General features: G+C 68.9%; 22 protein-coding genes. 12 read left to right on the forward strand and 10 right to left on the reverse strand.

What is annotated here, in order from left to right:
* Positions 1-37 precede the first annotated feature (37 nt).
* Genes rlmH through ACTCB7_RS09140 form a run of 4 tightly spaced genes read right to left on the reverse strand, consistent with a single transcriptional unit; the run spans position 38 to position 2,848 of the window.
* The gene (gene rlmH, locus ACTCB7_RS09125; protein WP_224414570.1) at positions 38-505 is read right to left on the reverse strand and encodes a 23S rRNA (pseudouridine(1915)-N(3))-methyltransferase RlmH; all 468 of its coding nucleotides are present in this window, start codon (positions 503-505) and stop codon (positions 38-40) included.
* Positions 502-864, reverse strand: coding sequence for a ribosome silencing factor (gene rsfS, locus ACTCB7_RS09130; protein ID WP_463006412.1), 363 nt, complete (start codon positions 862-864; stop codon positions 502-504). The genes rlmH and rsfS overlap by 4 nt, the downstream gene beginning before the upstream one ends.
* 54 nt (positions 865-918) lie before the next feature.
* On the reverse strand, positions 919-1,578 hold the full coding sequence (gene nadD, locus ACTCB7_RS09135; protein ID WP_463006413.1) for a nicotinate-nucleotide adenylyltransferase: 660 nt from the start codon (positions 1,576-1,578) through the stop codon (positions 919-921).
* Positions 1,571-2,848, reverse strand: coding sequence for a glutamate-5-semialdehyde dehydrogenase (locus ACTCB7_RS09140; protein WP_463006414.1), 1,278 nt, complete (start codon positions 2,846-2,848; stop codon positions 1,571-1,573). The genes nadD and ACTCB7_RS09140 overlap by 8 nt, the downstream gene beginning before the upstream one ends.
* Positions 2,849-3,002: 154 nt before the next feature.
* On the opposite strand from ACTCB7_RS09140, the gene ACTCB7_RS09145 reads away from it, so the two are divergent.
* From ACTCB7_RS09145 to ACTCB7_RS09155, 3 genes are read left to right on the forward strand one after another with little or no spacing between them, the layout of a single operon-like run.
* Positions 3,003-3,860 carry a hypothetical protein gene (locus tag ACTCB7_RS09145; protein WP_463006415.1) on the forward strand — a complete coding sequence of 286 codons (858 nt, stop codon included), beginning with the start codon at positions 3,003-3,005 and terminating at the stop codon, positions 3,858-3,860.
* A gap of 2 nt (positions 3,861-3,862) precedes the next feature.
* On the forward strand, positions 3,863-4,807 hold the full coding sequence (locus ACTCB7_RS09150) for a diguanylate cyclase domain-containing protein (protein WP_463006416.1): 945 nt from the start codon (positions 3,863-3,865) through the stop codon (positions 4,805-4,807).
* Positions 4,804-6,210 carry a bifunctional DedA family/phosphatase PAP2 family protein gene (locus ACTCB7_RS09155; protein ID WP_463006417.1) on the forward strand — a complete coding sequence of 469 codons (1,407 nt, stop codon included), beginning with the start codon at positions 4,804-4,806 and terminating at the stop codon, positions 6,208-6,210. Before ACTCB7_RS09150 ends, ACTCB7_RS09155 begins: the two co-directional genes overlap by 4 nt.
* A gap of 11 nt (positions 6,211-6,221) precedes the next feature.
* Here the strand turns inward: ACTCB7_RS09155 and ACTCB7_RS09160 are convergent, their stop codons facing one another.
* Genes ACTCB7_RS09160 through mpl form a run of 3 tightly spaced genes read right to left on the reverse strand, consistent with a single transcriptional unit; the run spans position 6,222 to position 8,879 of the window.
* Positions 6,222-6,845, reverse strand: a complete 624-nt coding sequence (locus ACTCB7_RS09160) for a LysE family translocator (RefSeq protein WP_463006418.1) — start codon at positions 6,843-6,845, stop codon at positions 6,222-6,224.
* A gap of 53 nt (positions 6,846-6,898) precedes the next feature.
* Complete coding sequence (locus ACTCB7_RS09165) at positions 6,899-7,519, reverse strand: flavin prenyltransferase UbiX (protein WP_224414562.1); 621 nt, start codon at positions 7,517-7,519, stop codon at positions 6,899-6,901.
* Positions 7,512-8,879, reverse strand: coding sequence for a UDP-N-acetylmuramate:L-alanyl-gamma-D-glutamyl-meso-diaminopimelate ligase (gene mpl / locus ACTCB7_RS09170; protein ID WP_463006419.1), 1,368 nt, complete (start codon positions 8,877-8,879; stop codon positions 7,512-7,514). Before mpl ends, ACTCB7_RS09165 begins: the two co-directional genes overlap by 8 nt.
* A gap of 190 nt (positions 8,880-9,069) precedes the next feature.
* Here mpl and ACTCB7_RS09175 point away from each other — a divergent pair, with 190 nt between their 5' ends.
* Positions 9,070-10,329, forward strand: coding sequence for a 6-phosphofructokinase (locus ACTCB7_RS09175; protein ID WP_463006420.1), 1,260 nt, complete (start codon positions 9,070-9,072; stop codon positions 10,327-10,329).
* Between the two features lie 45 nt (positions 10,330-10,374).
* Here the strand turns inward: ACTCB7_RS09175 and ACTCB7_RS09180 are convergent, their stop codons facing one another.
* Positions 10,375-12,090, reverse strand: a complete 1,716-nt coding sequence (locus ACTCB7_RS09180; RefSeq protein WP_463006421.1) for a protein kinase domain-containing protein — start codon at positions 12,088-12,090, stop codon at positions 10,375-10,377.
* Between the two features lie 170 nt (positions 12,091-12,260).
* Between ACTCB7_RS09180 and ppa the strand changes: the two genes are divergently transcribed.
* Positions 12,261-12,791 (forward strand): inorganic diphosphatase, encoded by a 531-nt coding sequence (gene ppa, locus ACTCB7_RS09185; protein ID WP_163649100.1) that lies wholly within the window; start codon positions 12,261-12,263, stop codon positions 12,789-12,791.
* Positions 12,792-12,881: 90 nt separating this feature from the next.
* Here the strand turns inward: ppa and ACTCB7_RS09190 are convergent, their stop codons facing one another.
* A complete protein-coding gene (locus ACTCB7_RS09190) occupies positions 12,882-14,048 on the reverse strand; it encodes a DUF2333 family protein (protein WP_224414558.1) in 1,167 nt (388 codons plus the stop codon).
* 140 nt (positions 14,049-14,188) lie between these two features.
* On the opposite strand from ACTCB7_RS09190, the gene dsbD reads away from it, so the two are divergent.
* The 7 genes from dsbD to purH all read left to right on the forward strand — a co-directional run bounded on the left by dsbD (position 14,189) and on the right by purH (position 22,399).
* Complete coding sequence (dsbD, locus tag ACTCB7_RS09195) at positions 14,189-16,126, forward strand: protein-disulfide reductase DsbD (RefSeq protein ID WP_463006422.1); 1,938 nt, start codon at positions 14,189-14,191, stop codon at positions 16,124-16,126.
* Between the two features lie 419 nt (positions 16,127-16,545).
* The gene (gene accB / locus ACTCB7_RS09200) at positions 16,546-17,013 is read left to right on the forward strand and encodes an acetyl-CoA carboxylase biotin carboxyl carrier protein (RefSeq protein WP_463006423.1); all 468 of its coding nucleotides are present in this window, start codon (positions 16,546-16,548) and stop codon (positions 17,011-17,013) included.
* A gap of 28 nt (positions 17,014-17,041) precedes the next feature.
* Complete coding sequence (gene accC, locus ACTCB7_RS09205; protein WP_463006424.1) at positions 17,042-18,382, forward strand: acetyl-CoA carboxylase biotin carboxylase subunit; 1,341 nt, start codon at positions 17,042-17,044, stop codon at positions 18,380-18,382.
* 24 nt (positions 18,383-18,406) lie between these two features.
* Positions 18,407-19,312 carry a 50S ribosomal protein L11 methyltransferase gene (prmA, locus tag ACTCB7_RS09210; RefSeq protein ID WP_463006425.1) on the forward strand — a complete coding sequence of 302 codons (906 nt, stop codon included), beginning with the start codon at positions 18,407-18,409 and terminating at the stop codon, positions 19,310-19,312.
* A gap of 88 nt (positions 19,313-19,400) precedes the next feature.
* Complete coding sequence (gene dusB, locus ACTCB7_RS09215; protein WP_463006426.1) at positions 19,401-20,429, forward strand: tRNA dihydrouridine synthase DusB; 1,029 nt, start codon at positions 19,401-19,403, stop codon at positions 20,427-20,429.
* Positions 20,426-20,725: a DNA-binding transcriptional regulator Fis gene (gene fis / locus ACTCB7_RS09220; protein WP_463006427.1), complete on the forward strand. Its 300-nt coding sequence runs from the start codon at positions 20,426-20,428 to the stop codon at positions 20,723-20,725. Before dusB ends, fis begins: the two co-directional genes overlap by 4 nt.
* Before the next feature lie 81 nt (positions 20,726-20,806).
* Complete coding sequence (purH, locus tag ACTCB7_RS09225; RefSeq protein WP_463006428.1) at positions 20,807-22,399, forward strand: bifunctional phosphoribosylaminoimidazolecarboxamide formyltransferase/IMP cyclohydrolase; 1,593 nt, start codon at positions 20,807-20,809, stop codon at positions 22,397-22,399.
* Positions 22,400-22,534: 135 nt separating this feature from the next.
* Here the strand turns inward: purH and ACTCB7_RS09230 are convergent, their stop codons facing one another.
* Positions 22,535-23,992 (reverse strand): NAD-dependent succinate-semialdehyde dehydrogenase, encoded by a 1,458-nt coding sequence (locus ACTCB7_RS09230; RefSeq protein ID WP_463006429.1) that lies wholly within the window; start codon positions 23,990-23,992, stop codon positions 22,535-22,537.
* Positions 23,993-23,998: the final 6 nt, after the last annotated feature.

Genomic DNA, 23,998 nt, shown 5'->3' on the forward strand with positions numbered 1-23,998 from the left:
GCGATGATGGCTACTACGTGGTGACATCGGTACGTCGTCAGCGGTGATAGGGATGACCAACCAGGAGCGTCCATGCCCGATAGAGCTGCTCGGCGAGGATTAGGCGCACCATGGGATGCGGCAGGGTGAGAGCAGACAGCGACCAGCGCTGGTCGGCCGCCGCCGACAGCCCCGGCTCGAGACCGTCCGGCCCACCCACCAGCAGCGCCACATCGCGCCCGGAATGGCGCCAGTCGTCGGCTTCCCGGGCCAGCCACTCGGTGGACCAGGCCTTGCCGCCGACTTCCAGGGCGACCGTCAGTTCGTCGCCGCGCAGACGATCGCGCATGCGCTGCCCCTCGAGCGCCACGGCCCGGGCCACGTCGGCATTCTTGCCGCGTGCCCCGGGAGTGATCTCGACGATCTCGAGCGCGAAATCCCGCGGCAGTCGCTTGCGGTACTCGTCGACACCGCGCTCGACCCAGTCGGGCATGCGGTTGCCCACGGCGATCAGGCGTACCTTCACGCCCGCCCTCCGCCGACCCGCTCCTCGACGTCGGCGGGCATGTCGGCCCACAGGCGCTCCAGATCGTAGAGTCGACGGGTTTCCGGCATCATCACGTGCACCACCACATCGCCGAGGTCGATCAGCATCCATTCGTCGCCGGCCTTGCCCTCGACCCCCAGAGGGCGCACGCCGGCTTCCTTGGCCTTCTCGACCACGTTGTTGGCCAGCGCCGCCACGTGGCGGGACGATGTCCCGCTGGCCACCAGCATGACATCGGTGACGCTGGTCAGCGCCGAGACGTCGAGTTCGGCGATATCCTGCCCCTTGAGTTCCTCCAGGGCATCGATCGCCAGGGTCTTGAGTGCGTCGGTCTGCATAGCTCCTCGTAAGCAACAGTCTCGTCAGACGACATTCTACCCCGACAGTTCCCGCTAGCGGTAAAGATCGTGCGAACGAATGTAATCCTCCACTGCCCGGGGCAGCAGATAGCGCACGCTGCGGCCTTCGGCCAGCCGCTCGCGCAGGCCCGTCGCCGAGACCGCCATGCGGCTGGGCAGCCGCAGACGCAAGACACCGCCGGCGGGTCGGGCGAACAGCTCGCCGGCGCTGGCCGCCTCGCGCCCCTCGATCAAGCGACTCAGCGCCTCGGGCGGCAGATGCCGGTGGTCGGGGCGATCGATCACCACCACGTGCGCCAGCTCGAACAGCCGCTGCGGGTCGCGCCACTGGTGTAGCTTGAGGAAGGCATCGACGCCCACCGTCATGACCAGCCGCGCCCGCACGCCGTAGTCGCGGCGCAGGGACGCCAGGGTGTCGCCGCTGTAGGACGGCCCCTGACGGCGCAGCTCACGATCATCGGCGACCAGCCCCGGGGTGTCGCCGATGCCCGCCTCGAGCATCGCCAGGCGCTGCGCGGCGTCGACCCCAGGGGCGCAGCGATGCGGCGGCACGTGCGCCGGAATCATGTGGACCCGATCCAGCCCCAGGGCCTCGTGCAACTCCACCGCACTGCGCAGATGGCCGACGTGAACGGGGTCGAAGGTGCCGCCCAGCATGGCGATGCGCGCGGGGCGGCCCGGCGCCTCACTCACGGATCTGGCCGTCGCCGAGCACCACATACTTGCGCGTGGTGAGCCCTTCGAGCCCCACCGGGCCGCGCGCGTGCAACTTGTCCGTGGAGATGCCGATCTCCGCACCGAGACCGTACTCGAAGCCGTCGGCGAAACGGGTCGAGGCATTGACCATCACCGAGCTGGAATCCACCTCGGCCAAAAAGCGCCGCGCCAGCGAATAGGACTCGCTGACGATGGCATCGGTGTGGTGGGACCCGTAGGTCTCGATATGGGCGATCGCCTCGTCGATCCCCTCGACCACACGGACCGCCAGCACCGGCGCCAGGTATTCGGCATGCCAGTCGGCCTCCTCGGCCGGCCTCACGTCGGCCAGCACGCTGCGCGTGCGCTCGCAGCCGCGCAGCTCGACGCCGTGCGCCGCGTAGGCTTCGGCCAGCCGCGGCAGCAGCTCGGCGGCCACCGGCGCGTCGATCAACAGCGTCTCCATGGTGTTGCAGGTGCCGTAGCGCTGCGTCTTGGCATTGACGGCGATGGCCAGGGCCTTGTCCCGGTCGGCCGTGGCATCGACATAGACGTGGCAGACGCCATCGAGGTGCTTGATCACCGGCACCCGCGCTTCCCGGGACACCCGCTCGATCAGCGACTTGCCGCCGCGCGGAATGATCACGTCGACATACTCCGGCATGGCGATCAGCCGGCCCACCGCGGCCCGGTCGGTGGTCGCCACCACCTGCACCGCCGACTCCGGCAGCCCGGCCTCGGCCAGACCGGCGGCAATGCAGTCGGCGATCGCCGCGTTGCTCTCGCTGGCCTCGGAGCCGCCGCGCAGGATGCAGGCGTTGCCGGACTTGAGGCACAGGCTGGCGGCCTCCATCGTCACGTTGGGCCGCGACTCGTAGATGATCCCGATCACCCCCAGCGGCACGCGCATCTGCCCGACCTGAATGCCACTGGGCCGGGCACGCAGGCCGTCGATCTCGCCGACCGGGTCGGGTAGTGCGGCCACCTGATGGAGCCCATCGATCATGGCGTCCAGGCGCTTGTCGTCGAGGGCCAGACGATCGAGCAGCGCCGCATCGAGCCCGCCGGCACGTCCCCGCTCCAGATCACGGGCGTTAGCGGCCAGCAGCGTATCTCGCGACGCCTCGACATGGCGCGCCATTGCCTGCAGCGCGGCATTCTTGCGCCCGGTCGGCAGCCGCCGCAGAGCCACGCTCGCCTGGCGCGCCGCGAGCCCCAGCTGCTGCATGTAGGTTTCCACGTCGGTGATCGCTGAGTGTCGTGACATGCCCGGAAATCTCTCCATAATCGACACGCCGGGCCGGGCCCGGAAGGCCGGGCGGCCGTCGTGATTCAGGAAAAAGTGTCATACGAGTCGTCGCCGGAGGGGCGGGTATCGTACAGTGTCGGCTATTCGAAAAGGAGATCAATACTAAGCCACCATGGAGAGCAAGTTCAAAGCAAGGGACCACCGCCGGCTGATCGTGATCACCGCCGCCACCCTGCTGCTGCTGGCGGCGGGTACACGGGAAACGCCGCTGCGCCTGGGGCTGGTGCTGGCGGCGCCGGGGCTGGTGTGGCTCTGGCACCGTGCCGACGGCCACTGGCGCGTCGCCGAACTGTGGCTGCCGGCCCTGATCGCGGCCCTGCTGAGCCTGGCCCTGCTGGAGGCGCCGCAGCACTATTCGATATGGCTCTGGGGTTGGGTCGGCGTGCTCGCTCTGCCCCAGCCGCTGCCGATGCGCCTGGTCGTCGTGCTGCTGGCGGCACTCGGCTACTGGCAGATACACCCGTTGCTGACGCCCGAGGCACGCCTGCTCGCCGCCCTGGTCCTGATCGCGCTGGGCCTGTTGGCCTGCGGCCAGGCGGTGGCTTTCCAGACGTCGCGGCGCAACGACGACTGGCGCCCCCTGACCCTGCCCGATCTTGCCGTGCATTCACGCCGACAACTGGAACGCGACCTGACCCGCGAAATCGCGCGCACCACTCGCGAAGGCTCCTCCGCCGACCTGCTCCTGCTTCAGGCGCGTCCCGGACAGCTTGCCGAGCTGGCGCGCCTGCTGGACCGGCACACGCGTCGCTACGAAGCCCTTTACCAGTGCGACCGCCGCACCCTGGCCGTCATTTTCATCAGCCGGACTCCGGCGGAGTCCGGCCAACGCCTGGAGCAGCTGTACTCCGCCATGCCGGCCGGGGCCCACCTGCGACTGGCCGGGCTGACGCCGGGGCTGTCGCTGCCCGACCAGATACAGGCCCTCGCGCACCAGACGCAGCCGATTGCCGACGCGGGAGCCCACTGACCATGCGTGGATTCGGCCAGCGCGACTACGAGCGCCTGTTTCTCGCCGTGTATACCGGCGGCATGCTGTTGATCGCCACCCATGCTCTCTGGCACTACCTGATGGGGCATTATGACGCGATCCTGTTGCCGGCCCTGTTGACCCTGCTGCTGGCCGGTGCGCTGTTCGTGCGCCTGGTCAACCCCGGGCTGCAGCGAATGGCGACCTATGCGGTGCTGATCAGCGGTTATCTGCTGACCGCCGCCGAACTCGCGGAGCATGGTGCCCAGGCCTGGTTCTGGCTCGGCGTGCCGCCGGCCCTGACCTTTCTGCTGCTGCCATTGGCACCGGCGGCCCTGCTCAACCTGTCGCTGACGCCGGTCTGGCTGCTGCTGGCCCTCCCGACCGCCACCCTCTGGCAAGCCGGACTGGCCTACCTGGCTCTGATCGGCCTGCTGTCCCTGCCTGCCCGACTGGCGCTGCAGCGCCGTTTCCTGCCGCCGGCCAGCGAGCAGCCGGATGCCCAGTGCCAGGCCCTGTCGCACCATGCCCTGACCCTGCGCTTGGCGGCCGAAGTGGAGCGTGGCCGAGCCCTCAAGTGCCCGCTGGCCGTGCTGGTAATCCATCTGCCCCAGCTGGAAATGGCCGAGGAGCAGTTCGGCAGCCACCTGCTTCAGGCGCTGCTCGATCGCGCCTGCACCACCATCAGGGCCAACTGTCGCCAGCACGACCTGCTCGGCCGGGAGCGTGTCTCGCTGTTCTGGCTATTGCTGCCGGATACCGGCGAGGCCGGCGCGCTGATCGTTCGCGAGCGCCTCCTGCAGGCACTGAACCGCGACGTCTTCGCCGAAACCGGGACCATCCAGGTCCGCATTCGTGGCGAGCACCTGCTGCCCGGCGATACCCTCGAACGCTTCGAACAGCGCCTGACGGCCGCCGGCCTGAAACTTCTGGAACCAAGCCCGTGACTGCAACCGACTGGATCTCGTCGCTCACCCCCTCCCCCGGCTGGCTCTATCTGATATTCCTGCTCATCGCCCTGATCGAGTCGCTGGCCGTGGTCGGTCTGCTGGTGCCCGGGGTGGTCCTGATCACCGCGGCCGCCTCCCTGGCGGGGCATCATGAGCTGTCCATCACCATGGCCCTGCTGGCCGCCGCTGTCGGCGCCGTCATCGGCGACGGCCTGAGCTTCTTGCTGGGCTACCGCTACCGGGATCGCATTCCCACGCTATGGCCGTTCCGGCGCTACCCGGAGTGGCTGTCCCGCGGCGCCCGCTTCTTCCAGCGCCACGGCGTGCTCTCGGTGCTGATCGGACGCTTCGTGGGACCGGTACGCCCGATAGTGCCGCTGATCGCGGGCATGATGCACATGCGCCCGGCGACCTTCCTGTGGTCCAACATCGGCTCGGCGTTGCTCTGGGCGCCGGTCTATGTGCTGCCGGGCTATCTGCTGGGCCGCACCTGGCAGCAACTGCTGGCCCTGCCTCACGACAGCCGGCGCTGGCTGATCCTGCTGGCAGTGCTGGTAGTCGGGTTACTGGTGGCCTTCTCGCTGCTGCGCCGACAGCTCGATCACGACGGCTGGACCTACCGCCGCCTGGCCGCCTTCGCCGGTCGCCACCCGGGCGGGCGCCGGCTGTGGGACGCCCTGACGCCCTCGAGCGCCGATCACGGTGTGCCACTGGCCTCGCTGCTGCTGTTGCTGACCAGCCTGGCCACCCTTTCGGGGTGGACACTGTGGGTGCTCAACCAGGACGGCCCGCTGCCCATGGATCAGCAGCTGCAGGCCCTGCTCGCCGATCTTCAGCACCCGCTGCTCGTCCGGCTGGCCGATATCATGGCCAGAATCGGCGATACCTACGGCGTCATCGCCCTGGTCGCCCCCTGGCTGATCTGGATGGCCGGGCGGCGGCTCGTCGCCCTCGGGCTGCACTGGTTCGCCGCCCTGGGCGGCATCGCCCTGGCCAACACGCTGTTCAAGCATCTGGCAGGGCGCGTGCGGCCGGACATCCCCGACTATCTGGCCGGCTCGTTCTCCTATCCCAGCGCGCATACCTCGACCGCCGTAGTGCTCTACGGCCTCGCCGCGGCCTTCGTCGCCGACGCCCTGCCACCGCGCTACCGGGCCTCGGCCTACTGGCTGGCGGTGCTGATCTGCGTACCCATGGCCCTGTCACGTCTGGTCATCGGCGTACACTGGGTCAGCGACCTGGTCGGCGGTGCGCTGCTGGGGCTGGTGGTCTGCGCCCTCGTGCGCCTGAGCTACCACCGCTTTGCCGAGTGCCGGCCGCCACGCCCGCCGTGGCTACTCCTGCTGCTGGCTTCCACGGCCCTGCTGGCGGCGCGCCTCGCCTGGCTGCCGCATGCCTGACCCGCGGCTGCTCAGCCCAGCGCCAGCCAGGCACCAACCCCCACCATCAGGGTTCCGGCGATACGGTTGAGCAGGCGGACGTTGCCGCCGCGGCTAAGCAGATGGCTGGCCGTGCGCCCGCCGACGGCATAGAGCAGCAGACAGCACAGCTCGATCGACAGGATCATGCCCACCAGCCAGGTCAGCTGCGGCGCCAGCGGCAGGCGGGCATCGAGAAACGGCGGCAACAGCGCGATGAAGAAGGCCCAGCCCTTGGGATTGGCCACGGCGGTGACGAACCCCTGGACGAACAGTTGCCCCCGCGAGACGTCGCGGGCGGCACGGGGCTCATCGGGAATCGCCATGCGCCCGCGCGAGCGCCACATCTGCCAGCCCAACCATGCCAGGTAGAGCCCACCCAACCACTTGAAGATCGAGAACAACGCCGGCTGGCGCAGCATCAGCGTCGCCACCCCGCCGCCGGCGGCGGCGGCCACCAGACCGACGCCCAGCAGCTCGCCGACCATCATCCACAGGGCGCGGCGCACCCCCACCGTCATGCCCAGCACCATCGACAGCGTCATGCACATGCCCGGGGTCAGCGACACCATGAAGAAGGTCGGAATGAAGACCGACAGCAGGGAAAGGTTGATCATCAGGCAGGGTTCCGTGTTGCGAATCCGGGAATCGACAGGCGTGACGGCCGGGCCTACTCCCCCCAGCGCGGCATCAGCGTGTGGGCGATGCCCAGCTGGTTGAGGATGCGCGCGACGATGAAGTCGATCAGGTCGTCGACACTCGTCGGGCGGTGATAGAAGCCGGGCGCCGCTGGCAGCACCACCGCGCCCAGGCGGCTGAGCGCGAGCATGTGCTCCAGGTGGATCGCCGACAGCGGGCTCTCCCGCGGCACCAGCACCAGGCGCCGGCGCTCCTTGAGCGCCACGTCGGCGGCACGCTCGATGAGATTGTTGCTCGCGCCGGTGGCCACCGCCGACAGCGTGCCCGTCGAGCAGGGGCAGATGACCATGGCGCTCGACGCCCCGGACCCCGACGCCACCGGCGCCATCCAGTCCTCGCGGCCGAAGCAGCGGATCTGCCCCGGCCTCGCCCGGCTGCGCTCGATCAGCGCCTCGGCCAGGCGCGCCGGCTGGGCCGGCAGATGCACGTCGGTCTCGGTGGCGATCACCATGTGGGCCGCCTTGGAGATCATCACCCAGACCTCATGGCCGGCCGCGACCAGGCAGTCGATCAGGCGCAGCCCGTACTGGGCCCCGGAGGCCCCGGTCAATGCCACCGTCACCGGCGGCGCGAAGGCCTCGCGCTCAGCCATGGCGCGCCTCCAGCGCGGCCAGCAGCTTCTCGTGGATGCCGCCGAAACCGCCGTTGGACATCACCACCAGCCGATCGCCGGGCCGGGCCTCGTCGACCAGCGCGTCGACCAGCGCCGCGAGGTCGTCGGCCCGCCGCGCCGGCACCGGCGAGGCGGCGACCACCGCGTCCAGCGACCAGTCCAGCCCCGGCGGCTGATACCACCACACGGCATCCGCGTCGGCCACGCTCTCGCCGAGGCGCGCCTTGAGCGTGCCCAGGCGCATGGTGTTGGAGCGCGGCTCGATGACCGCCAGCAGCCGCCCGTTGGGGGTCGCCGCGCGCAGGCCGTGCAGGGTGGCCTGGATGGCCGTGGGATGATGGGCGAAGTCGTCGATCACCTGGATGCCGGCGATCTGGCCGCGCACCTCCTGGCGCCGGCGCGGCGAGGCGAAGCGCGAAAGCGCCGCGCAGCCCCGCGCCAGGTCGACGCCACAGGTCGACGCCGCGGCCAGCGCCCCCAGGGCATTGCGGGCGTTGTGCGCCCCGCTCAGCGACCATTCGACCACGGCATCGTCGTTGCCGTGCAGGACGCGAAAGCGCCCGTCGTCGGCGCGCTCCGAAGCCCAGCGCCAGGCGCTGTCCGCCGCGCTGCCGAAGCGTTCGACCGGCGTCCAGCAGCCCATCGCCAGGACCCGCTCGAGAGCCGGCTCGCCATCGGCGGCCAGCACTCGCCCGTCGCCGGGCACGGTACGCAGCAGGTGATGGAACTGCCGCTCGATGGCCGCCAGGTCGGGGAAGATGTCGGCGTGGTCGAACTCCAGATTGTTGAGCACCACGACATCCGGCCGGTAGTGCACGAACTTGGAACGCTTGTCGAAGAAGGCCGTGTCGTACTCGTCGGCCTCGACCACGAAGGGCGCATCCGGGGCACCGAGTCGCGCCGAAACACCGAAATTGCGCGGCACGCCGCCGATCAGGAATCCGGGGCTGAGTCCGGCGGATTCCAGCAGCCAGGCCAGCAGGCTGGCGGTGGTAGTCTTGCCGTGGGTGCCGGCCACCGCCAGCACGCGCCGCCCGGGCAGGATGTGCTCGGCCAGCCACTGGGGACCCGAGACATAGGGCAGCCGGGCCTCGAGCAGCGCCTCGACCTCGGGGTTGCCGCGGGACAGCGCATTGCCGACCACCACCAGGTCGGGGCGCGGCGAGAGGTTCTCGGCGGCGTAGCCGTCGCACAGGGCGATGCCGGCGGCCTCGAGCTGGGTGCTCATCGGCGGGTAGACGTTGGCATCCGAACCGCTGACCGTCAGCCCCCGCTCGCGGGCGAGCAGGGCCAGGCTGCCCATGAAGGTGCCGCAGATACCAAGGATATGCACGTGCATGACAAGAGTTCCCCGCCGGAGTGAGTCGCCGGGGCGCCGTGCGGGCGCCGCCACAGGCGGGTGAGCCTAGCATGGGGCTCTCGATCGGCGCCACAGGCCGGCCGCCGTGCAGCTGGCGCCGCTTTCGGCTATGATGCACGGTCGTTCCCCCCTCGCAAGCCCAATGACCAGCAGGAGCAAAGGAAGCCCCATGGCCCAGCACAATGCCTTCTATGCCCAGTCCGGTGGCGTCACCGCCGTCATCAACGCCAGTGCCTGCGGCGTGATCGAAGCGTGCCGCCGTCACGACGATCGGATCGGCAAGGTGTATGCCGGACACAACGGCATCATCGGCGCCCTGACGGAAGACCTGATCGACGTCTCCCAGGAATCCGACGAGGCCATCCGTGCCCTGCGCCACACCCCGGGCGGCGCCTTCGGCTCCTGCCGCTACAAGCTCAAGGACATCGAGACCCACCGTGCCCAGTACGAGCGCCTGATCGAGGTCTTCAAGGCCCACGACATCCGCTACTTCTTCTACAACGGCGGCGGCGACAGCGCCGACACCTGCCTCAAGGTCTCCCAGCTCTCCGAGAAGATGGGCTACCCGCTGACCGCCATCCACGTGCCCAAGACGGTCGACAACGACCTGCCGATCACCGACAACTCGCCCGGCTTCGGCAGCGTCGCCAAGTACATCGCCACCTCCACCCGCGAGGCGGCGCTGGACATCGCCTCGATGTGCGCCACCTCGACCAAGGTCTTCGTGCTCGAGGTCATGGGCCGTCACGCCGGCTGGATCGCCGCCGCCGGGGCGCTGGCCGGCAACGGCGAGGGCGAGCCGCCGCACCTGGTGATCTTCCCCGAGGTGGCCTTCGACCGCGGCGCGGTGATGAAGCGTGTCGAGGAGTCGGTCAAGCGCTACGGCTACTGCGTGGTGGTGGTCTCCGAGGGCGCCCGCTACGCGGACGGCACCTTCCTGGCCGACGCCGGCAACACCGATGCCTTCGGCCATCGCCAGCTGGGCGGCGTGGCGCCGACCCTGGCCGGCATGATCAAGCAGGACCTGGGCTACAAGTACCACTGGGCGGTCGCCGACTACCTGCAGCGCGCCGCGCGCCACCTCGCCTCGAAGACCGATGTCGACCAGGCCTATGCCGTGGGCAAGGAGGCGGTGGAGCTGGCACTGGCCGGCAAGAACGCCATGATGCCGGCCATCAAGCGAGTCAGCGACACGCCCTACGAGTGGCGTGTCGAGGCCGCACCGCTGGCCGAGGTCGCCAACAAGGAGAAGTTCATGCCCCGCGACTTCATCCGCGAAGACGGCTTCGGCATCACCCCGGCCTGCCGGCGCTACCTGTCTCCATTGATCCAGGGCGAGGATTTCCCGCCGTTCGAGAACGGCCTGCCCATGGTCGCCTCGCTGAAGCTGGCCAAGGTCGAGCGCAAGCTGCCCACCTTCGAACTGTAAGGCGAAAGCCCCGCCCCATGCTGGCCGGTGGGCGGGGCCGCCGACTCACCGAATCAGCCAGGACAGCACCAGCAGCAGCAACAGGACCCCGGCAACCGCCTGCCAGAGGTTGGCCGGCTCGCGCAGGGCGGGCCGCTCCTCCTCCGCCGAGGCACGGCGCGGGTCGCGCAGGGCCAGCAGGAACTCCGACAGCCGGCGGAAACGCAGTGCACGCTGCGGGTCCAGCGCCCGCTTGAGCGCCTCGTCGAGCGCTGCCGGCACCTCGGGGTTGGCGAGCCGTGCACTGCGATAGTGCATCTGCTCGAGCCCGGTGTGACTGCGCAGCTGATGCGGCGGCTGCGCGTACGGCAGCCCGCCGGTCAGCAACCAGTAGATCACCGACGCCAGCGAGTACTGGTCGCTGCGCCGACCCACTTCTGTGTCCAGGGCATACTCCGGCGCACTATGCTCGCTGAGCCCCACCTCCCGGGCCAGCTCCCGCGCCATGGCATCGTCCTCGCGCCGATGACAGGCACCGAAATGGCCCAGCACCACCCGACCGTGCGGGTCGATCAATATCGTGTCGGGCCTCAACTGTTGAAAGAGCACGTCACGCCGGTGCAGGGCCTGAACCGCCTTGGCCAGTTGGCGGGCAATGTCCAGCCGCTGAACCAAGGTGGCCTGCGGGTGACGGCGCGCCCAGTCGGCGAGCGTCTCGCCGTTCACCGGCTCCGTCAGGTAATAGAGGTAGCGATGGGGACGCCCCACGTCGACACGCCGGGGAATGAACGGCGAGCGCACCCGGTCGATGATCCACTGCTGCAGCAGGAAGTGCTCGAGGTAAGCATTGCGGCTGGACAGTTCGGGGCTCGGCGCACGGAGCACCATCTCGCGCCCGCCGTGGGTATCGCGCACCCGGTAGACCCGCGTCTTGGCGGTACGCGACAGCACCGCCAGCACCTCGAAACCGTCGAGGCGCTCACCCACGCCCAGTTCCGGCGGCACGGGCATGCTGCCGTACACCGGCTCGGGGGCGTCGGGCTCGCGCTCCGGCAGGCGATCGATGCGCACCAGCTGGAAGCAGAACTGCTCGGCATCGTAGCCGCGCGCACCGGCACGCTGCTGGGCGGCCTCGGCCAGCCGCTCGCAGGCCGCGTCCAGGTCGCTGACGTCGGAGCGGATCAGCTGCACGTAGTCGGAAGGCATCAGGGTGCCCCGCACCGCGCGGGTGGTGAACAGGAAGAGGTCGCCCTGCTTCAGCGGCAGCCGGTCATAGTCGATGTCCAGGTTGCCGTCGAGCCCCAGCGCGCGGGACGGGTAACGGTAACCGCCCAGGTCGGTGACGTGGTCGCGCGAGAGCTGCTCGAACTCGGCCCCGCGCAGGCGAAAGACCAGGGTGTCGCCCATGTGGAAGAGATGGGCCTCCGCGCCACGAAAGACGATGGCCGACATCGAGCTGACATAGCTGCCGCCCTCGATGTAGCGGCTCTGGCTGTGGCTCCAGCTGTTGAGCGCCCGCAGTACCCGCGTGGCCGAGTCCTTGACCTCCCAGTGGGCCGGGGTCGAGTAGTAGTCGGTCAGGAAACCGCGCACGCTGAGATCGCCGGCCTGCTTGGCGATCGCGTTGCGCCAGATGGAATCGCTGATCAGCGCACAGACTCCCTTGGCCCCCAGGGCCGCGGCATCCTCGGGCACCAGCACCGACATCGAGCTGCGATGCCGGCGCCGCTCGGGCGCCACGAAGGCCTGGCCATAACTCAAAGACAGCGCTTGTTCCGCCAACCGGGTCTCCTTGCTCGTCACGCGGCGTGACTATCATACACGCTCGCGGTGCATCGGCCATGACGGCGAGGGCCGCCGTCGGGCCGGCATGGCAATCGCCGGATACAGTTCGTATAATCCGGCCAGTCTTTCCGTCATCTAGCCCAACAGCCCAACGCAAGGATTCGACGATGAGCTTCAACCAGATTCCCGCCGGCAAGGATCTCCCCAACGACGTCTATGTGGCGATCGAGATCCCGGCCAATCATGCGCCGATCAAGTACGAGATCGACAAGGATATGGATGCGCTGGTCGTCGACCGCTTCATGGCCACGCCGATGTTCTACCCGGCCAACTACGGCTTCATCCCCAACACCCTGGCCGACGACGGCGACCCGCTCGACGCCCTGGTGGTGACGCCGCACCCGGTCCAGCCCGGCAGCGTGATCCGCGCCCGCCCGGTCGGCGTGCTGAACATGACCGACGAGGCCGGCGAGGACGCCAAGCTGGTCTGCGTGCCGCACAGCAAGCTCACCTCCCTCTACGACGAGGTCGAGGAGGTCACCGACCTGCCCGAGCTGCTGCGCCAGCAGATCGCCCACTTCTTCGAGAACTACAAGGATCTCGAGAAGGGCAAGTGGGTCAAGGTCGAGTCCTGGGACAACGCCGAGGCTGCGCGCAAGGCCATCGAGAAGGCTGTCGCCGCCTACACCAAGCAGTAAGACCGACTCGCGCCACCCCTGACGCCGACGGGCCGCATTCAGCGGCCCGTCGGCGTTTTCAGGCTCCGGCAGGGGGCCGGAAACCGGCGGTCAGTGGTCGCCGGTCTTTTCGGTCGCCTGCGGCGTGGCAGCGTCCGGCGTGGTCGAGGAGGGCGCCGAAGCCTCGCTGCCCTGCGCCCCCGCCGGGGCGGGCGTACCCTGCCCCGGCGCCGCCTGGCCGGCGGCCTCCTCGCCGGCCGCCTGCGGGTCGGCAGCCTTGGCGGGCGTCGGCTCGGGCCGGGAGACCGTGACCTCCTGCACCCGCTGCGCCAGCGAACGCGCCAGCTCGGAGATGGCCTGGGTATGGTTGGCCAGCACCAGCGAGTGATTGGCGAAGAGCCCGAACCCGCTGCCGTTGAGAATCACCGGGCTCCAGACGCGCCGCTGAGCCAGTTCCAGCTCGGCGATCAGCCGTTCCCACAGCTCGCCGGCATCGGCCGAGGCGATGAGGTCGGCATAGTCACGGCGTGTGGCACGCAGCAGCTGCGTGAACCCCCAGGCCTCGCCGCGGGCCGTGTAGAAGACATTGTCGATGCGGAACCAGGGCGTGGCCTCGGGCAGTTCCGCATCACTCACGCCCAGCTCGCGCAGGGCGTCGGGGTCATCGACGTTGGCCAGCAGGTGCTGGGTCTGACGCTGGAAGTGGCGGGCCGAGGCATTCAGCCACGCCGCCAGCGGCTTGCCATCGCCGACGAAGCCGGACACCGTCGACTGGTCAAGCGCATCCTGATAGCCCTGCAACGCGCCGACCGCCTTGGCGTAGCGTCGCTCCGCGCCGGGATACAGCCAGTCGCCACGGTCGGCGTTCAGCGCCGCCTGCGCGTCTTCCAGCGCGGCCGGCGCCTGCCCGCTCAGGTCGGGCAGCGCCGCCGCCATCACTCGCGCCTGGTCCAGCACGCCGCCTTCCCAGCTCGGCATGTTGTCCAGCCACACGCCCGGCGGGAAGACATCGTTGCTCAACAGACCGCCGGGCTTGTCGAGCAGGGTCTCGACCACGCCCTCGAGCGCGGTCACCGTCGCCACGCCCCGTACCGGCGAGGGCGTATCGGCCGCGTCGACCGTGACGATATCGCCGGGACGCTGGCTCCACCAGATACCCAGCCCGATGCAGACCACCAGATAGACGATGACGAGCGTCAGCAGCGGTTTCCAGATCCAGCCATACTCGGGGCGTTCGAGCACCTCGGCGCGACGCTTGCGATTGCGAGATAGAGCCATGTCCACGACGTCCTTGGGCGTGACGAATGAGAATTGGGTCAATGAGAAGGGTATCCTATCATGCGATGCTCGGCGCCCCATGTCGGGCCCTCAACGCCGCCCTTGCGGTCGCCACCGCCCCAACCCGAGGACGATACGTCATGCGTCATGCGTCATTCGCCACCCGGCTGCTGCTGATCACGACTCTGTTCATGGCCGTGTTCATCCTTCAGCCCGCCCGCGCCGGCTGGCTGGCGGACAACCAGGCCAACGGCGACGGCTTCCTGCCGGTTGACGAGGCCTTCCAGGCCAGCGCCTGGCGCGACGCGGACACCCTCTACGTCGGCTTCACGCCGGCCGACGGCTACTACCTCTACCGTCAGCGCTTCGCCGCGGCCAGCGACACTCCAGGCATCTCGCTGGGCGCGCCGCAGCTGCCTCCGGGCATCTTCAAGAGCGATCCCTACCTGGGCGACGTGTACGTCTTCCACGATCCGGTCGTCATGCGCGTACCCATCCAGGGCGACGCGCCGGGCGACCAGCCCCTGTCGGCGCGGATCACCTTTCAGGGCTGCGCCGAGGCCGGACTGTGCTATCCGCCGGAGACGATCTCGCTGACCGCCCGCCCCGGCTCGCCACCGGAACGCTTCGCGACGGCCGCCGGCCTGACGGACGCGCCATCGACTGCACCTCGCTCGTCGAAAGCCGACTCGACAACCGGGCAATCTGCCGCCCCGTCGCCCCCGGCCAGCGCTCCGACGTCGACTCCCGCCGCCGATGCCCCGGACAGCGCCTTCAGCGCCCTGCTCGGCGACGACGCCCCGGCCTGGCTGGTCCTGACCGGCTTCTTCGTAGCCGGGCTGGGCCTGACGTTCACGCCCTGCGTGCTGCCGATGATGCCGATCCTCGCCGCGATCATCGTCGGCCAGCGCTCCGGCCGCCGACGGGCACTGCTGCTGTCGGGCAGCTACGTCGCCGGCATGGCGTCGACCTATGCCGTCGTCGGCGTGCTGATGGGGCTGTTCGGTGCCGGGCTCAACCTCCAGGCCCGCCTGCAGTCCCCTTGGGTGCTGATCCCCTTTGCACTGCTGTTCACGCTGTTCGCCCTGGCGATGTTCGGCAGCATCAACCTGCGCCTGCCCTCGCGCCTCGGCCAGCACGTATCGGCCTGGCAGACCCGCCTGCAACGCAGCGGACCGGTGGGGCTGGCCCTGGCCGGCGCCCTGTCCGTGGTGGTGGTGTCGCCGTGCGTTTCGGCCCCGCTTGCCGGGGCGCTGGTCTACATCGCGGCGACCGGCAAGGCGCTCTGGGGCGGTGCCGCTCTGCTGGCCCTGGCGCTAGGCATGGGGGTGCCGCTGCTGCTCGTGGGCACCTTCGGCGGCGCCCTGCTGCCCCGAGCCGGCGCCTGGATGAACGGTATCAAGAGCGCCTTCGGCGTGCTGATGCTGGGCGTCGCCATCTGGCTGGTCGAACGTCTGCTGCCCGACCCGGTAACGCTGCTGCTGTGGGCCACGCTGGCCATGGGCACGGCACTGATGCTCGGCGCCCTGTCGCTCGGCCAGCCGGCGGGCTGGGCACGCCTGCGCCAGACGCTGGGATTGGTGCTGCTGGGCTGGGGACTGGCTTTGGTCCTCGGCGCCGCCCAGGGCGGTGGCGATCCGCTGCGCCCGTTGCGCCCGGGCCTGGCGGATGACACTCGCGTGGCACCGCCGGCTTTCACCACCGTGACGACCCTCGAGGGCCTGCAGCGCGAGCTCGCCCGGGCGGAACAGCGCGGACAGCCCGCTTTCGTCGACATCAGTGCCGAATGGTGCATTTCCTGCCAGATCATGGAAAACGAGGTATTTCCGGCACCCGCCGTTGCTCGCCGCCTGACCGACTTCCATCGCATCCGCGCCGACGTCACCGACACCAACGCCACCAGCCGCGCCCTGCTCAATCATTTCGGCCTGTTCGGCCCGCCGGGGCTGCTGTTCTTCGATGGCGAACACGAGCTGAAGGCGGCCCGGCTGCTCGGGGAGGTCGACGCCGATACGCTGGCCGCGCATCTCGATCGCGTGCGGAAGCGGGTCGACGCCGGCCCGATCGCGAGTCGCTGAAAACGCTGTTCGCGACCTCGCTGGACAAGCCCACGGTTTTTCGGCAAACTCCGCCAGCACTGCATTATTGATATTCAGAGGCGGCATCTTGCAACAACCTGCCGTGATCTGAACGAATCGCGAACAGGTTAACAGCGCCATTTCAAGGACACGGTCATGGCCCGACTGCCAGTACACCACGGCCCTTGCACCGCCCGGACGCCCCCGCGGCCGACCACGGTTTCGTCCCGCGCGCCGGCAGGCGGACACCCGCCGCCTCCCCTCTTCCCCGAGCCCGCAGGCTCGTCGCCGCTGGTCATCATGCGCCGCTTTTCCGCGGCGGCCGCGAGCCCGGCTCGGAACTTCGGCACGCCACGCCTTCCCGGCTGACGCTGCCACGTACGACACGCCCCACTCATCTATTCGAGAGACTCCGACACATGGACATTCGCAAGGTCAAGAAGCTCATCGAGCTGCTCGAGGAATCCAACATCAGCGAGATCGAGATTCAGGAAGGTGAAGAGTCGGTGCGGATCAGCCGCCACCCGAACGGTACCGCGGCCCAGCCGATGGTTGCCGCGCCGCAGTGGAACCACGCGCCCTCGGCACCGGCTCCCGCACCGGCCGCCGAGCCCGCGGCAGCGGCCGCCGACCCGGCACCGGCCCAGCCCAGCGGCCATGCCGTCACATCGCCGATGGTCGGCACCTTCTACCGTTCGCCGGCTCCCGGCGCCAAGGCGTTCGTCGAAGTCGGCCAGAGCGTCAAGAAGGGCGAGACCGTGTGCATCGTCGAGGCCATGAAGATGATGAACCAGATTGAAGCCGACAAGGACGGCGTGGTCGAAGCGATCCTGGTCGAGGACGGCGAGCCGGTCGAGTTCGACCAGCCGATGCTGATCATTTCCTGATTCACGCGACAACCTGGCGGATCACATCATGTTGGAAAAGGTACTCATCGCCAATCGCGGCGAGATCGCCCTGCGCATCCTGCGTGCCTGCAAGGAGCTGGGCATTCGCACCGTCGCGGTTCATTCCAAGGCCGATCGCGACCTGATGCACGTGCGCCTGGCCGACGAGGCGGTCTGCATCGGCCCGGCGTCATCGGCTCAGTCCTATCTGAACATCCCGGCGCTGATCAGCGCCGCCGAGGTCACCGACGCCGACGCCATCCACCCCGGCTACGGCTTTCTCTCCGAGAACGCCAACTTCGCCGAGCAGGTCGAGCGTTCCGGCTTCGTCTTCGTCGGTCCGCGCGCCGAGACCATTCGCCTGATGGGCGACAAGGTCAGCGCCATCGAGGCCATGAAGAAGGCCGGTGTGCCCACCGTGCCCGGCTCCGACGGTCCGCTGCCGGAGGACGACGACGCCGTGCTAGCCACCGCCCGGCGCATCGGCTACCCGGTGATCATCAAGGCCGCCGCTGGTGGCGGCGGGCGCGGCATGCGCGTGGTGCACACCGAAGCCCACCTGCTCTCCTCGGTCAGCGTGACCAAGACCGAAGCCAGCAGCGCCTTCGGCGACGGCACGGTGTACATGGAGAAGTTCCTGGAAGAGCCGCGCCACGTCGAGGTGCAGGTACTGGCCGACGGCCAGGGCAATGCCATTCACCTGTACGATCGCGACTGCTCACTGCAGCGCCGCCACCAGAAGGTCCTCGAGGAAGCCCCCGCGCCGCATATCGACCCCGAGGCCCGGGCCCGGGTTCTCAAGGCGTGTACCGATGCCTGCCTGGAGATCGGCTATCGCGGCGCCGGCACCTTCGAGTTCCTCTACGAGAAGGGCGAGTTCTTCTTCATCGAGATGAACACCCGCGTGCAGGTCGAGCACCCGGTCACCGAGATGGTCACCGGCATCGATATCGTCAAGCAGCAGCTGCTCATCGCTTCCGGCCAGCCGCTGTCGATCAAGCAGTCCGACGTCGAGGTCAAGGGCCACGCCTTCGAGTGCCGCATCAACGCCGAAGACGCACGCACCTTCATGCCCTCGCCCGGCAAGGTGGACCTTTACCACGCCCCCGGCGGGCTCGGTGTGCGCATGGACTCTCACCTGTACACCGGCTACAGCGTGCCGCCCCATTACGACTCGCTGATCGGCAAGCTGATCACCTGGGGTGCGGACCGCACCAATGCCCTGACGCGCATGCGCAACGCCCTCGACGAGCTGCTGGTGGAAGGCATCAAGACCAACATCGACCTGCAGAAGGACCTGGTCCGCGATGCGGCCTTCCAGCAGGGCGGTGTCAACATCCACTACCTGGAGAAAAAGCTCGGCGAATAAGCCGGGCTTGCCGAGGAGACCGCCATGCCCTGGCTGCAACTCAAGGCCCGCATCGCGCCGGACCAGGCCGAGACCCTCGAGGACCTGCTGCTCGCCGAGGGGGCTCAGGCCATTACCCTTCAGGACGCCCACGACGACCCGGTCTTCGAGCCGGAGCGCGGCAGCACGCCACTGTGGCAGGAAACGGTGCTGACCGGCCTCTACGACGACCTCGAGGGTGTCGAGGCGATGCTCGAGCGGGTCCGTCAGGGCTGGGCGATGGCGATGGGTGACGAGCCCTGCCCGACCATCGAGTACGAGCTGCTCGCCGACCGCGACTGGGAACGCGAGTGGATGGACGGCTTCGAGCCCCTGCGCATGGGGCAGCGGCTGTGGATCGTGCCCAGCTGGCATGACGCCCCGGACGCCGAAGCCGTCAACCTGCGTCTCGATCCGGGCCTTGCCTTCGGCACCGGCACCCACCCGACCACCGCGCTGTGCCTGGGCTGGCTCGACGAGCTCAGCGTCGACGGCGCCCTGGAGGGCAGGCGGGTGCTCGACGTCGGCTGCGGCTCCGGCATCCTGGCGCTCGCCGCCCTCAAGCTGGGCGCACGCGCCGCGACGGGTACCGACATCGACCCCCAGGCGCTGCTGGCAACGCGCGACAACGCCGAACGCAACGCCATCGCCGAAGATGACCTCACGCTTCACCAGCCCGAGACGCTGCCCGAGGAGCGCTTCGAGGTCGTGCTCGCCAATATCCTCGCCGGGCCGCTCGTCGAACTGGCCCCGACCATCGCCGGACACGTCGCCCCCGGCGGCCGCCTGGCCCTCTCGGGCATTCTCGCCCACCAGGCCGAGGAGGTGCTCGCCGCCTACCGCGACCAGGGGCTGGCCATGGACGAGCCGGTCGAGCGCGACGGCTGGGTGCTGCTGACCGGCCGCGCCTGAACGTCCGGCCGCGATACCCGGCGTGGCCGCGGCCTTCAATCTGGGCGGTCAGGTGAGTATCATAGGCGGCCCCTTAGCCGAGACCCCCATGACGATGTCAGCCACTGCCAGCATCGCACCACCCGCCATTGGCCCCTACCGGCTACCCAACCGGGTCATCCTGGCGCCCATGGCCGGTGTCACCGACCGCCCCTTCCGCCAGCTCTGCCGGCGTCTCGGCGCGGGTCTGGTGGTGGGCGAGATGGTCACCTCGGACCCCAGCCTGTGGCATACCCGCAAGTCGCGGCTGCGCATGGACCACAGCGGCGAGCCGGGACCGCGCAGCGTGCAGATCGCCGGCGGCGATGCCGAGATACTGGCCGAGGCCGCCCGGCTCAATGTCGAGCGCGGCGCCCAGATCATCGACATCAACATGGGCTGCCCGGCCAAGAAAGTCTGCAACAAGGCTGCCGGCTCGGCCCTGCTGCGCGACGAGCGCCTGGTGGCCGAGATCCTCCACGCCGTGGTCGCCGCCGTCGACGTGCCGGTGACCCTGAAGATCCGCACCGGCTGGTGCGAGCGCAGCCGCAACGGCGTACGCGTGGCACGCCTCGCCGAGGACGCCGGCATCCGGGCCCTGGCCGTGCACGGCCGCACCCGGGACCAGCGCTACGCCGGCCACGCCGAATACGACACCATCGCCGCCATCAAGGCCAGCGTGTCGCTGCCGGTCTTCGCCAACGGGGATATCGACTCTCCCGCCAGGGCGGCCGAGGTTCTCGACTATACTGGGGCGGATGCCGTCATGGTCGGCCGCGGCGCCCAGGGCAACCCCTGGATCTTCCGCGAGATCGACCACTTCCTGCGCACCGGGGAGCCCCCGGCCGCACCGTCCCGCGCCGAGCAGCATGCCGTCATGCAGGAGCACCTCGATGCCCTGCATGCCTTCTACGGCGACATCATGGGCGTGCGCATCGCGCGCAAGCATATCGGCTGGTACCTGAGCACACGCGACGACGCCCGCGCGCTACGCAAGCGCTTCAACGCTCTCGAGACGCCGGACGCGCAGCAGCGTTTCGTGGATGAACTGTTCTGCCGGACCGGGCGTCCGGCAACCGATGGAATCAGCGCAGCATGACCAGCAGGCAACCCATACCCCCTGAAGCCACGCCCGACGAGGAGTCGCTCGCGCCGGCCCTGCCCCGCGGACAGACCCTGCGCCAGGCCGTGGACGACGCCATGCGTCGCTACTTCGCCCACCTCGAGGGCGAAACGGTCACTGACCTCTATGCCATGGTGATGGCCGAAGTCGAGGCCCCCCTGCTCGGCGCCGTGCTCGAGTACGCCGGCGGCAACCAGACCCGCGCCGCCGACATGCTGGGGCTGAATCGAGGCACGCTGCGCAAGAAGCTCAAGCAGTACGACCTGATCTGATCCCGGTGGCACCGGGTCCGTCGCCCGGGGCCGCCACCGTCGTTTCAATCCCCGTGAAACCGCCATCCCGAGAGTGACACCATGGCCGAACAACCTTCGCAGACCCGTCCCCAGCCCGTGCGGCGCGCCCTGATCAGCGTGTCGGACAAGGCCGGTATCGTCGACTTTGCCCGCAAGCTCGCCGAGCGCGGCGTCGAACTGCTCTCCACCGGCGGCACCTACCGCCTGCTCCAGGAAAACGGTGTTGCCGTCACCGAAGTCTCCGAGCACACCGGCTTCCCCGAGATCATGGACGGCCGGGTCAAGACCCTGCATCCGAAGATCCACGGCGGCATCCTCGGGCGCCGCGGCCAGGACGATGCGGTGATGGCCGACAACGACATCGCGCCCATCGACATGGTGGTCGTCAATCTCTACCCCTTCGCCGCCACCGTCGCCCGGCCCGACTGCACGCTGGAAGACGCCATCGAGAATATCGACATCGGTGGCCCGACCATGGTGCGTGCCTGCGCCAAGAACCACGCCCATACCAGCATCGTCGTCGACAGTGCCGACTATGCCCGGGTACTCGATGACATGCAGGGCCACGACGGCGCAGTCAGCGACGCCCTGCGCTTCGACCTGGCGGTCAAGGCCTTCGAGCACACCGCCGGCTACGATGCCGCCATCGCCGACTACCTGGGCCAGCGCGTCGAGGGTGGCGAGCCCGGCTTCCCGCGCACCTACAACCTGCAGTTCCACAAGAAGCAGTCGATGCGCTACGGCGAGAACCCGCACCAGGGTGCCGCCTTCTACGTCGAGGCCGATGCCAGCGAGGCCAGTGTGGCCACTGCCGTGCAGCGTCAGGGCAAGGCACTCTCCTATAACAACGTCGCCGATACCGATGCCGCCTTCGAGTGCGTCAAGGCCTTCACCGACATCGCCTGCGTGATCGTCAAGCACGCCAACCCCTGTGGCGTGGCGCTCGGCGAGACCCCGCTGGCCGCCTACGAGAAGGCCTTCGCCACCGACCCGACCAGCGCCTTCGGCGGCATCATCGCCTTCAACCGGCCGCTGGACGCCGAGACGGCCCGCGCGATTATCGACCGTCAGTTCGTCGAGGTGATCATCGTGCCGGGCATCAGCGACGAGGCGGCCGCCATCGTCGCCGAGAAGAAGAACGTGCGCCTGCTCGATGTCGGCGCTCACTGGCCCGGCGAGCGGCGCCCGGCGCACGACCTCAAGCGGGTCACCGGCGGCCTGCTGGTGCAGGACCGCGACCTGGGGATGGTCGGCCGCGACGAGCTGCAGGTGGTCACCGAGCGCGCCCCCAGCGAGCAGGAACTGCGCGACCTGGCCTTCGCCTGGAAGGTCGCCAAGTACGTCAAGTCCAACGCCATCGTCTACGCCAAGGGCGGCCAGACCATCGGCGTCGGCGCCGGGCAGATGAGCCGGGTCTACTCGGCGCGGATCGCCGGCATCAAGGCCGCCGACGAAGATCTCTCCGTCCCCGGCTCGGTGATGGCCTCGGACGCCTTCTTCCCCTTCCGCGACGGCATCGACGCCGCCGCCGAGGCGGGCATCACCGCGGTCATCCAGCCCGGCGGCTCGATGCGCGACCAGGAAGTGATCGACGCCACCAACGAGGCGGGCATCGCCATGGTGTTCACCGGAATGCGCCACTTCCGCCACTAGGGCGCGGAAAACGCTGAGTCTCGGCCAGCCGTTTTCTCTAGTGTCTGGAAAGAAAAACCCCATCGGTCATGACCGATGGGGTTTTCGTTTCTTAAAGCTTAAGGCTTACGGCTTAAAGCTCCGGGCAAAGTCCGGTCAACCAAGGTCGATGCACAGGTACTTGGTCTCCAGGAACTCGTCGAGCCCCTGATGGCCGCCCTCGCGGCCCAGACCGGACTCCTTGACCCCACCGAACGGCGCGGCGGCGTTGGAGATCAGCCCGGTGTTGACGCCGACGATACCGTATTCCAGCGCCTCGCCGACCCGCCATACCTGACTCAGGTCCCGCGAATAGAAATACGCGGCCAGCCCGAACGGCGTGTCGTTGGCCATGGCCACGGCATCCTCCTCGTCGTCGAACGGGAACACCGCCGCCAGCGGTCCGAAGGTCTCCTCGGAGGCGACCAGCATCTCGCTGTTGGCCTGATTGACCAGCGTCGGGGTGAAGAAGTTGCCACCCAGCGGGTGCGGGTGACCACCCAGCAGCAGCTCGGCGCCCTTGTCGACAGCATCCCGGATGTGCCGGTCGACCTTCTCGACCGCATTCTGGTCGATCAGCGGCCCGATATTGACCCCGTCCTTGGTGCCGTCACCGACATGCAGCTCGCTGTTCATGGCTGCGGCCAGCTTCTCGCAGAAGGCGTTAACCACGCTCGACTGCACCAGGAAGCGGTTGACGCACACGCAGGTCTGGCCGCCGTTACGGAACTTGGAGGCCATGGCCCCTTCCACGGCGGCATCCAGATCGGCGTCCTCGAAGACCAGAAACGGCGCATTGCCGCCCAGTTCCAGGGAGATCTTCTGGATATGCTGCGAGGCCTGCGCCATCAGCTTGCGGCCCACTTCGGTGGAACCGGTGAAGGTGATCTTGCGCACCAGCGGCGACTCGGTCAGCGCGCCGGCGATCTCGCTGGCCTGGCCGGAGACCACGTTGAACACACCGCGCGGCACGCCCGCACGCTCGGCCAGCAGTGCCAGCGCGGTGGCCGAGAACGGCGTCTGGCTGGCCGGCTTGACCACCGTGGTGCAGCCGGCGGCCAGTGCCGCGCCGACCTTGCGGGTAATCATCGCCGCCGGGAAGTTCCATGGGGTGATGGCACCCACCACGCCTACCGGCTGCTTGGTCACCAGGATACGCTGGTTGGACTTGGCGGCGGGCACCGTCTCGCCGTAGATCCGGCGCGCCTCCTCGGCGAACCAGCGCAGGAAACTGGCCGCATAGACGATCTCGCCCGCCGCTTCCTTGAGCGGCTTGCCCTGCTCGAGGGTCATGATGGTGGCCAGCTCGTCCTGATGCTCGAGCATCAGGTCGTACCACTTCATCAGGATGTCGGCACGTTCCTGCGCGGTTTGCGCACGCCAGCTCGGCAGTGCGGCATCGGCCGCCTCGATGGCACGCTGTGTCTCGATACGCCCCATGCGCGGCATCCTGCCGATGGTCTCGCCCGTCGCCGGGTTGTCGACCTCGATCTGCTCACCGCTGTCGGCGGCGACCCAGCCGCCGTCGATGTAGGCGAAGGGACGAAACAGCGAGCTATCCTGCAACGACTCCATGGTGTT

This window comes from Modicisalibacter sp. (assembly GCF_055145905.1).

Bases quoted from the DNA above. Each gene is read 5' to 3' on its own strand.
- rsfS (WP_463006412.1), bottom strand. From the start codon at position 864: ATGCAGACCGACGCACTCAAGACCCTGGCGATCGATGCCCTGGAGGAA.
- ACTCB7_RS09140 (WP_463006414.1), bottom strand. From the start codon at position 2,848: ATGTCACGACACTCAGCGATCACCGACGTGGAAACCTACATGCAGCAG.
- ACTCB7_RS09145 (WP_463006415.1), top strand. From the start codon at position 3,003: ATGGAGAGCAAGTTCAAAGCAAGGGACCACCGCCGGCTGATCGTGATC.
- ACTCB7_RS09150 (WP_463006416.1), top strand. From the start codon at position 3,863: ATGCGTGGATTCGGCCAGCGCGACTACGAGCGCCTGTTTCTCGCCGTG.
- ACTCB7_RS09160 (WP_463006418.1), bottom strand. From the start codon at position 6,845: ATGATCAACCTTTCCCTGCTGTCGGTCTTCATTCCGACCTTCTTCATG.
- ACTCB7_RS09165 (WP_224414562.1), bottom strand. From the start codon at position 7,519: ATGGCTGAGCGCGAGGCCTTCGCGCCGCCGGTGACGGTGGCATTGACC.
- mpl (WP_463006419.1), bottom strand. From the start codon at position 8,879: ATGCACGTGCATATCCTTGGTATCTGCGGCACCTTCATGGGCAGCCTG.
- ACTCB7_RS09175 (WP_463006420.1), top strand. From the start codon at position 9,070: ATGGCCCAGCACAATGCCTTCTATGCCCAGTCCGGTGGCGTCACCGCC.
- ppa (WP_163649100.1), top strand. From the start codon at position 12,261: ATGAGCTTCAACCAGATTCCCGCCGGCAAGGATCTCCCCAACGACGTC.
- ACTCB7_RS09190 (WP_224414558.1), bottom strand. From the start codon at position 14,048: ATGGCTCTATCTCGCAATCGCAAGCGTCGCGCCGAGGTGCTCGAACGC.
- dsbD (WP_463006422.1), top strand. From the start codon at position 14,189: ATGCGTCATGCGTCATTCGCCACCCGGCTGCTGCTGATCACGACTCTG.
- accB (WP_463006423.1), top strand. From the start codon at position 16,546: ATGGACATTCGCAAGGTCAAGAAGCTCATCGAGCTGCTCGAGGAATCC.
- accC (WP_463006424.1), top strand. From the start codon at position 17,042: ATGTTGGAAAAGGTACTCATCGCCAATCGCGGCGAGATCGCCCTGCGC.
- prmA (WP_463006425.1), top strand. From the start codon at position 18,407: ATGCCCTGGCTGCAACTCAAGGCCCGCATCGCGCCGGACCAGGCCGAG.
- dusB (WP_463006426.1), top strand. From the start codon at position 19,401: ATGACGATGTCAGCCACTGCCAGCATCGCACCACCCGCCATTGGCCCC.
- fis (WP_463006427.1), top strand. From the start codon at position 20,426: ATGACCAGCAGGCAACCCATACCCCCTGAAGCCACGCCCGACGAGGAG.
- purH (WP_463006428.1), top strand. From the start codon at position 20,807: ATGGCCGAACAACCTTCGCAGACCCGTCCCCAGCCCGTGCGGCGCGCC.
- ACTCB7_RS09230 (WP_463006429.1), bottom strand. From the start codon at position 23,992: ATGGAGTCGTTGCAGGATAGCTCGCTGTTTCGTCCCTTCGCCTACATC.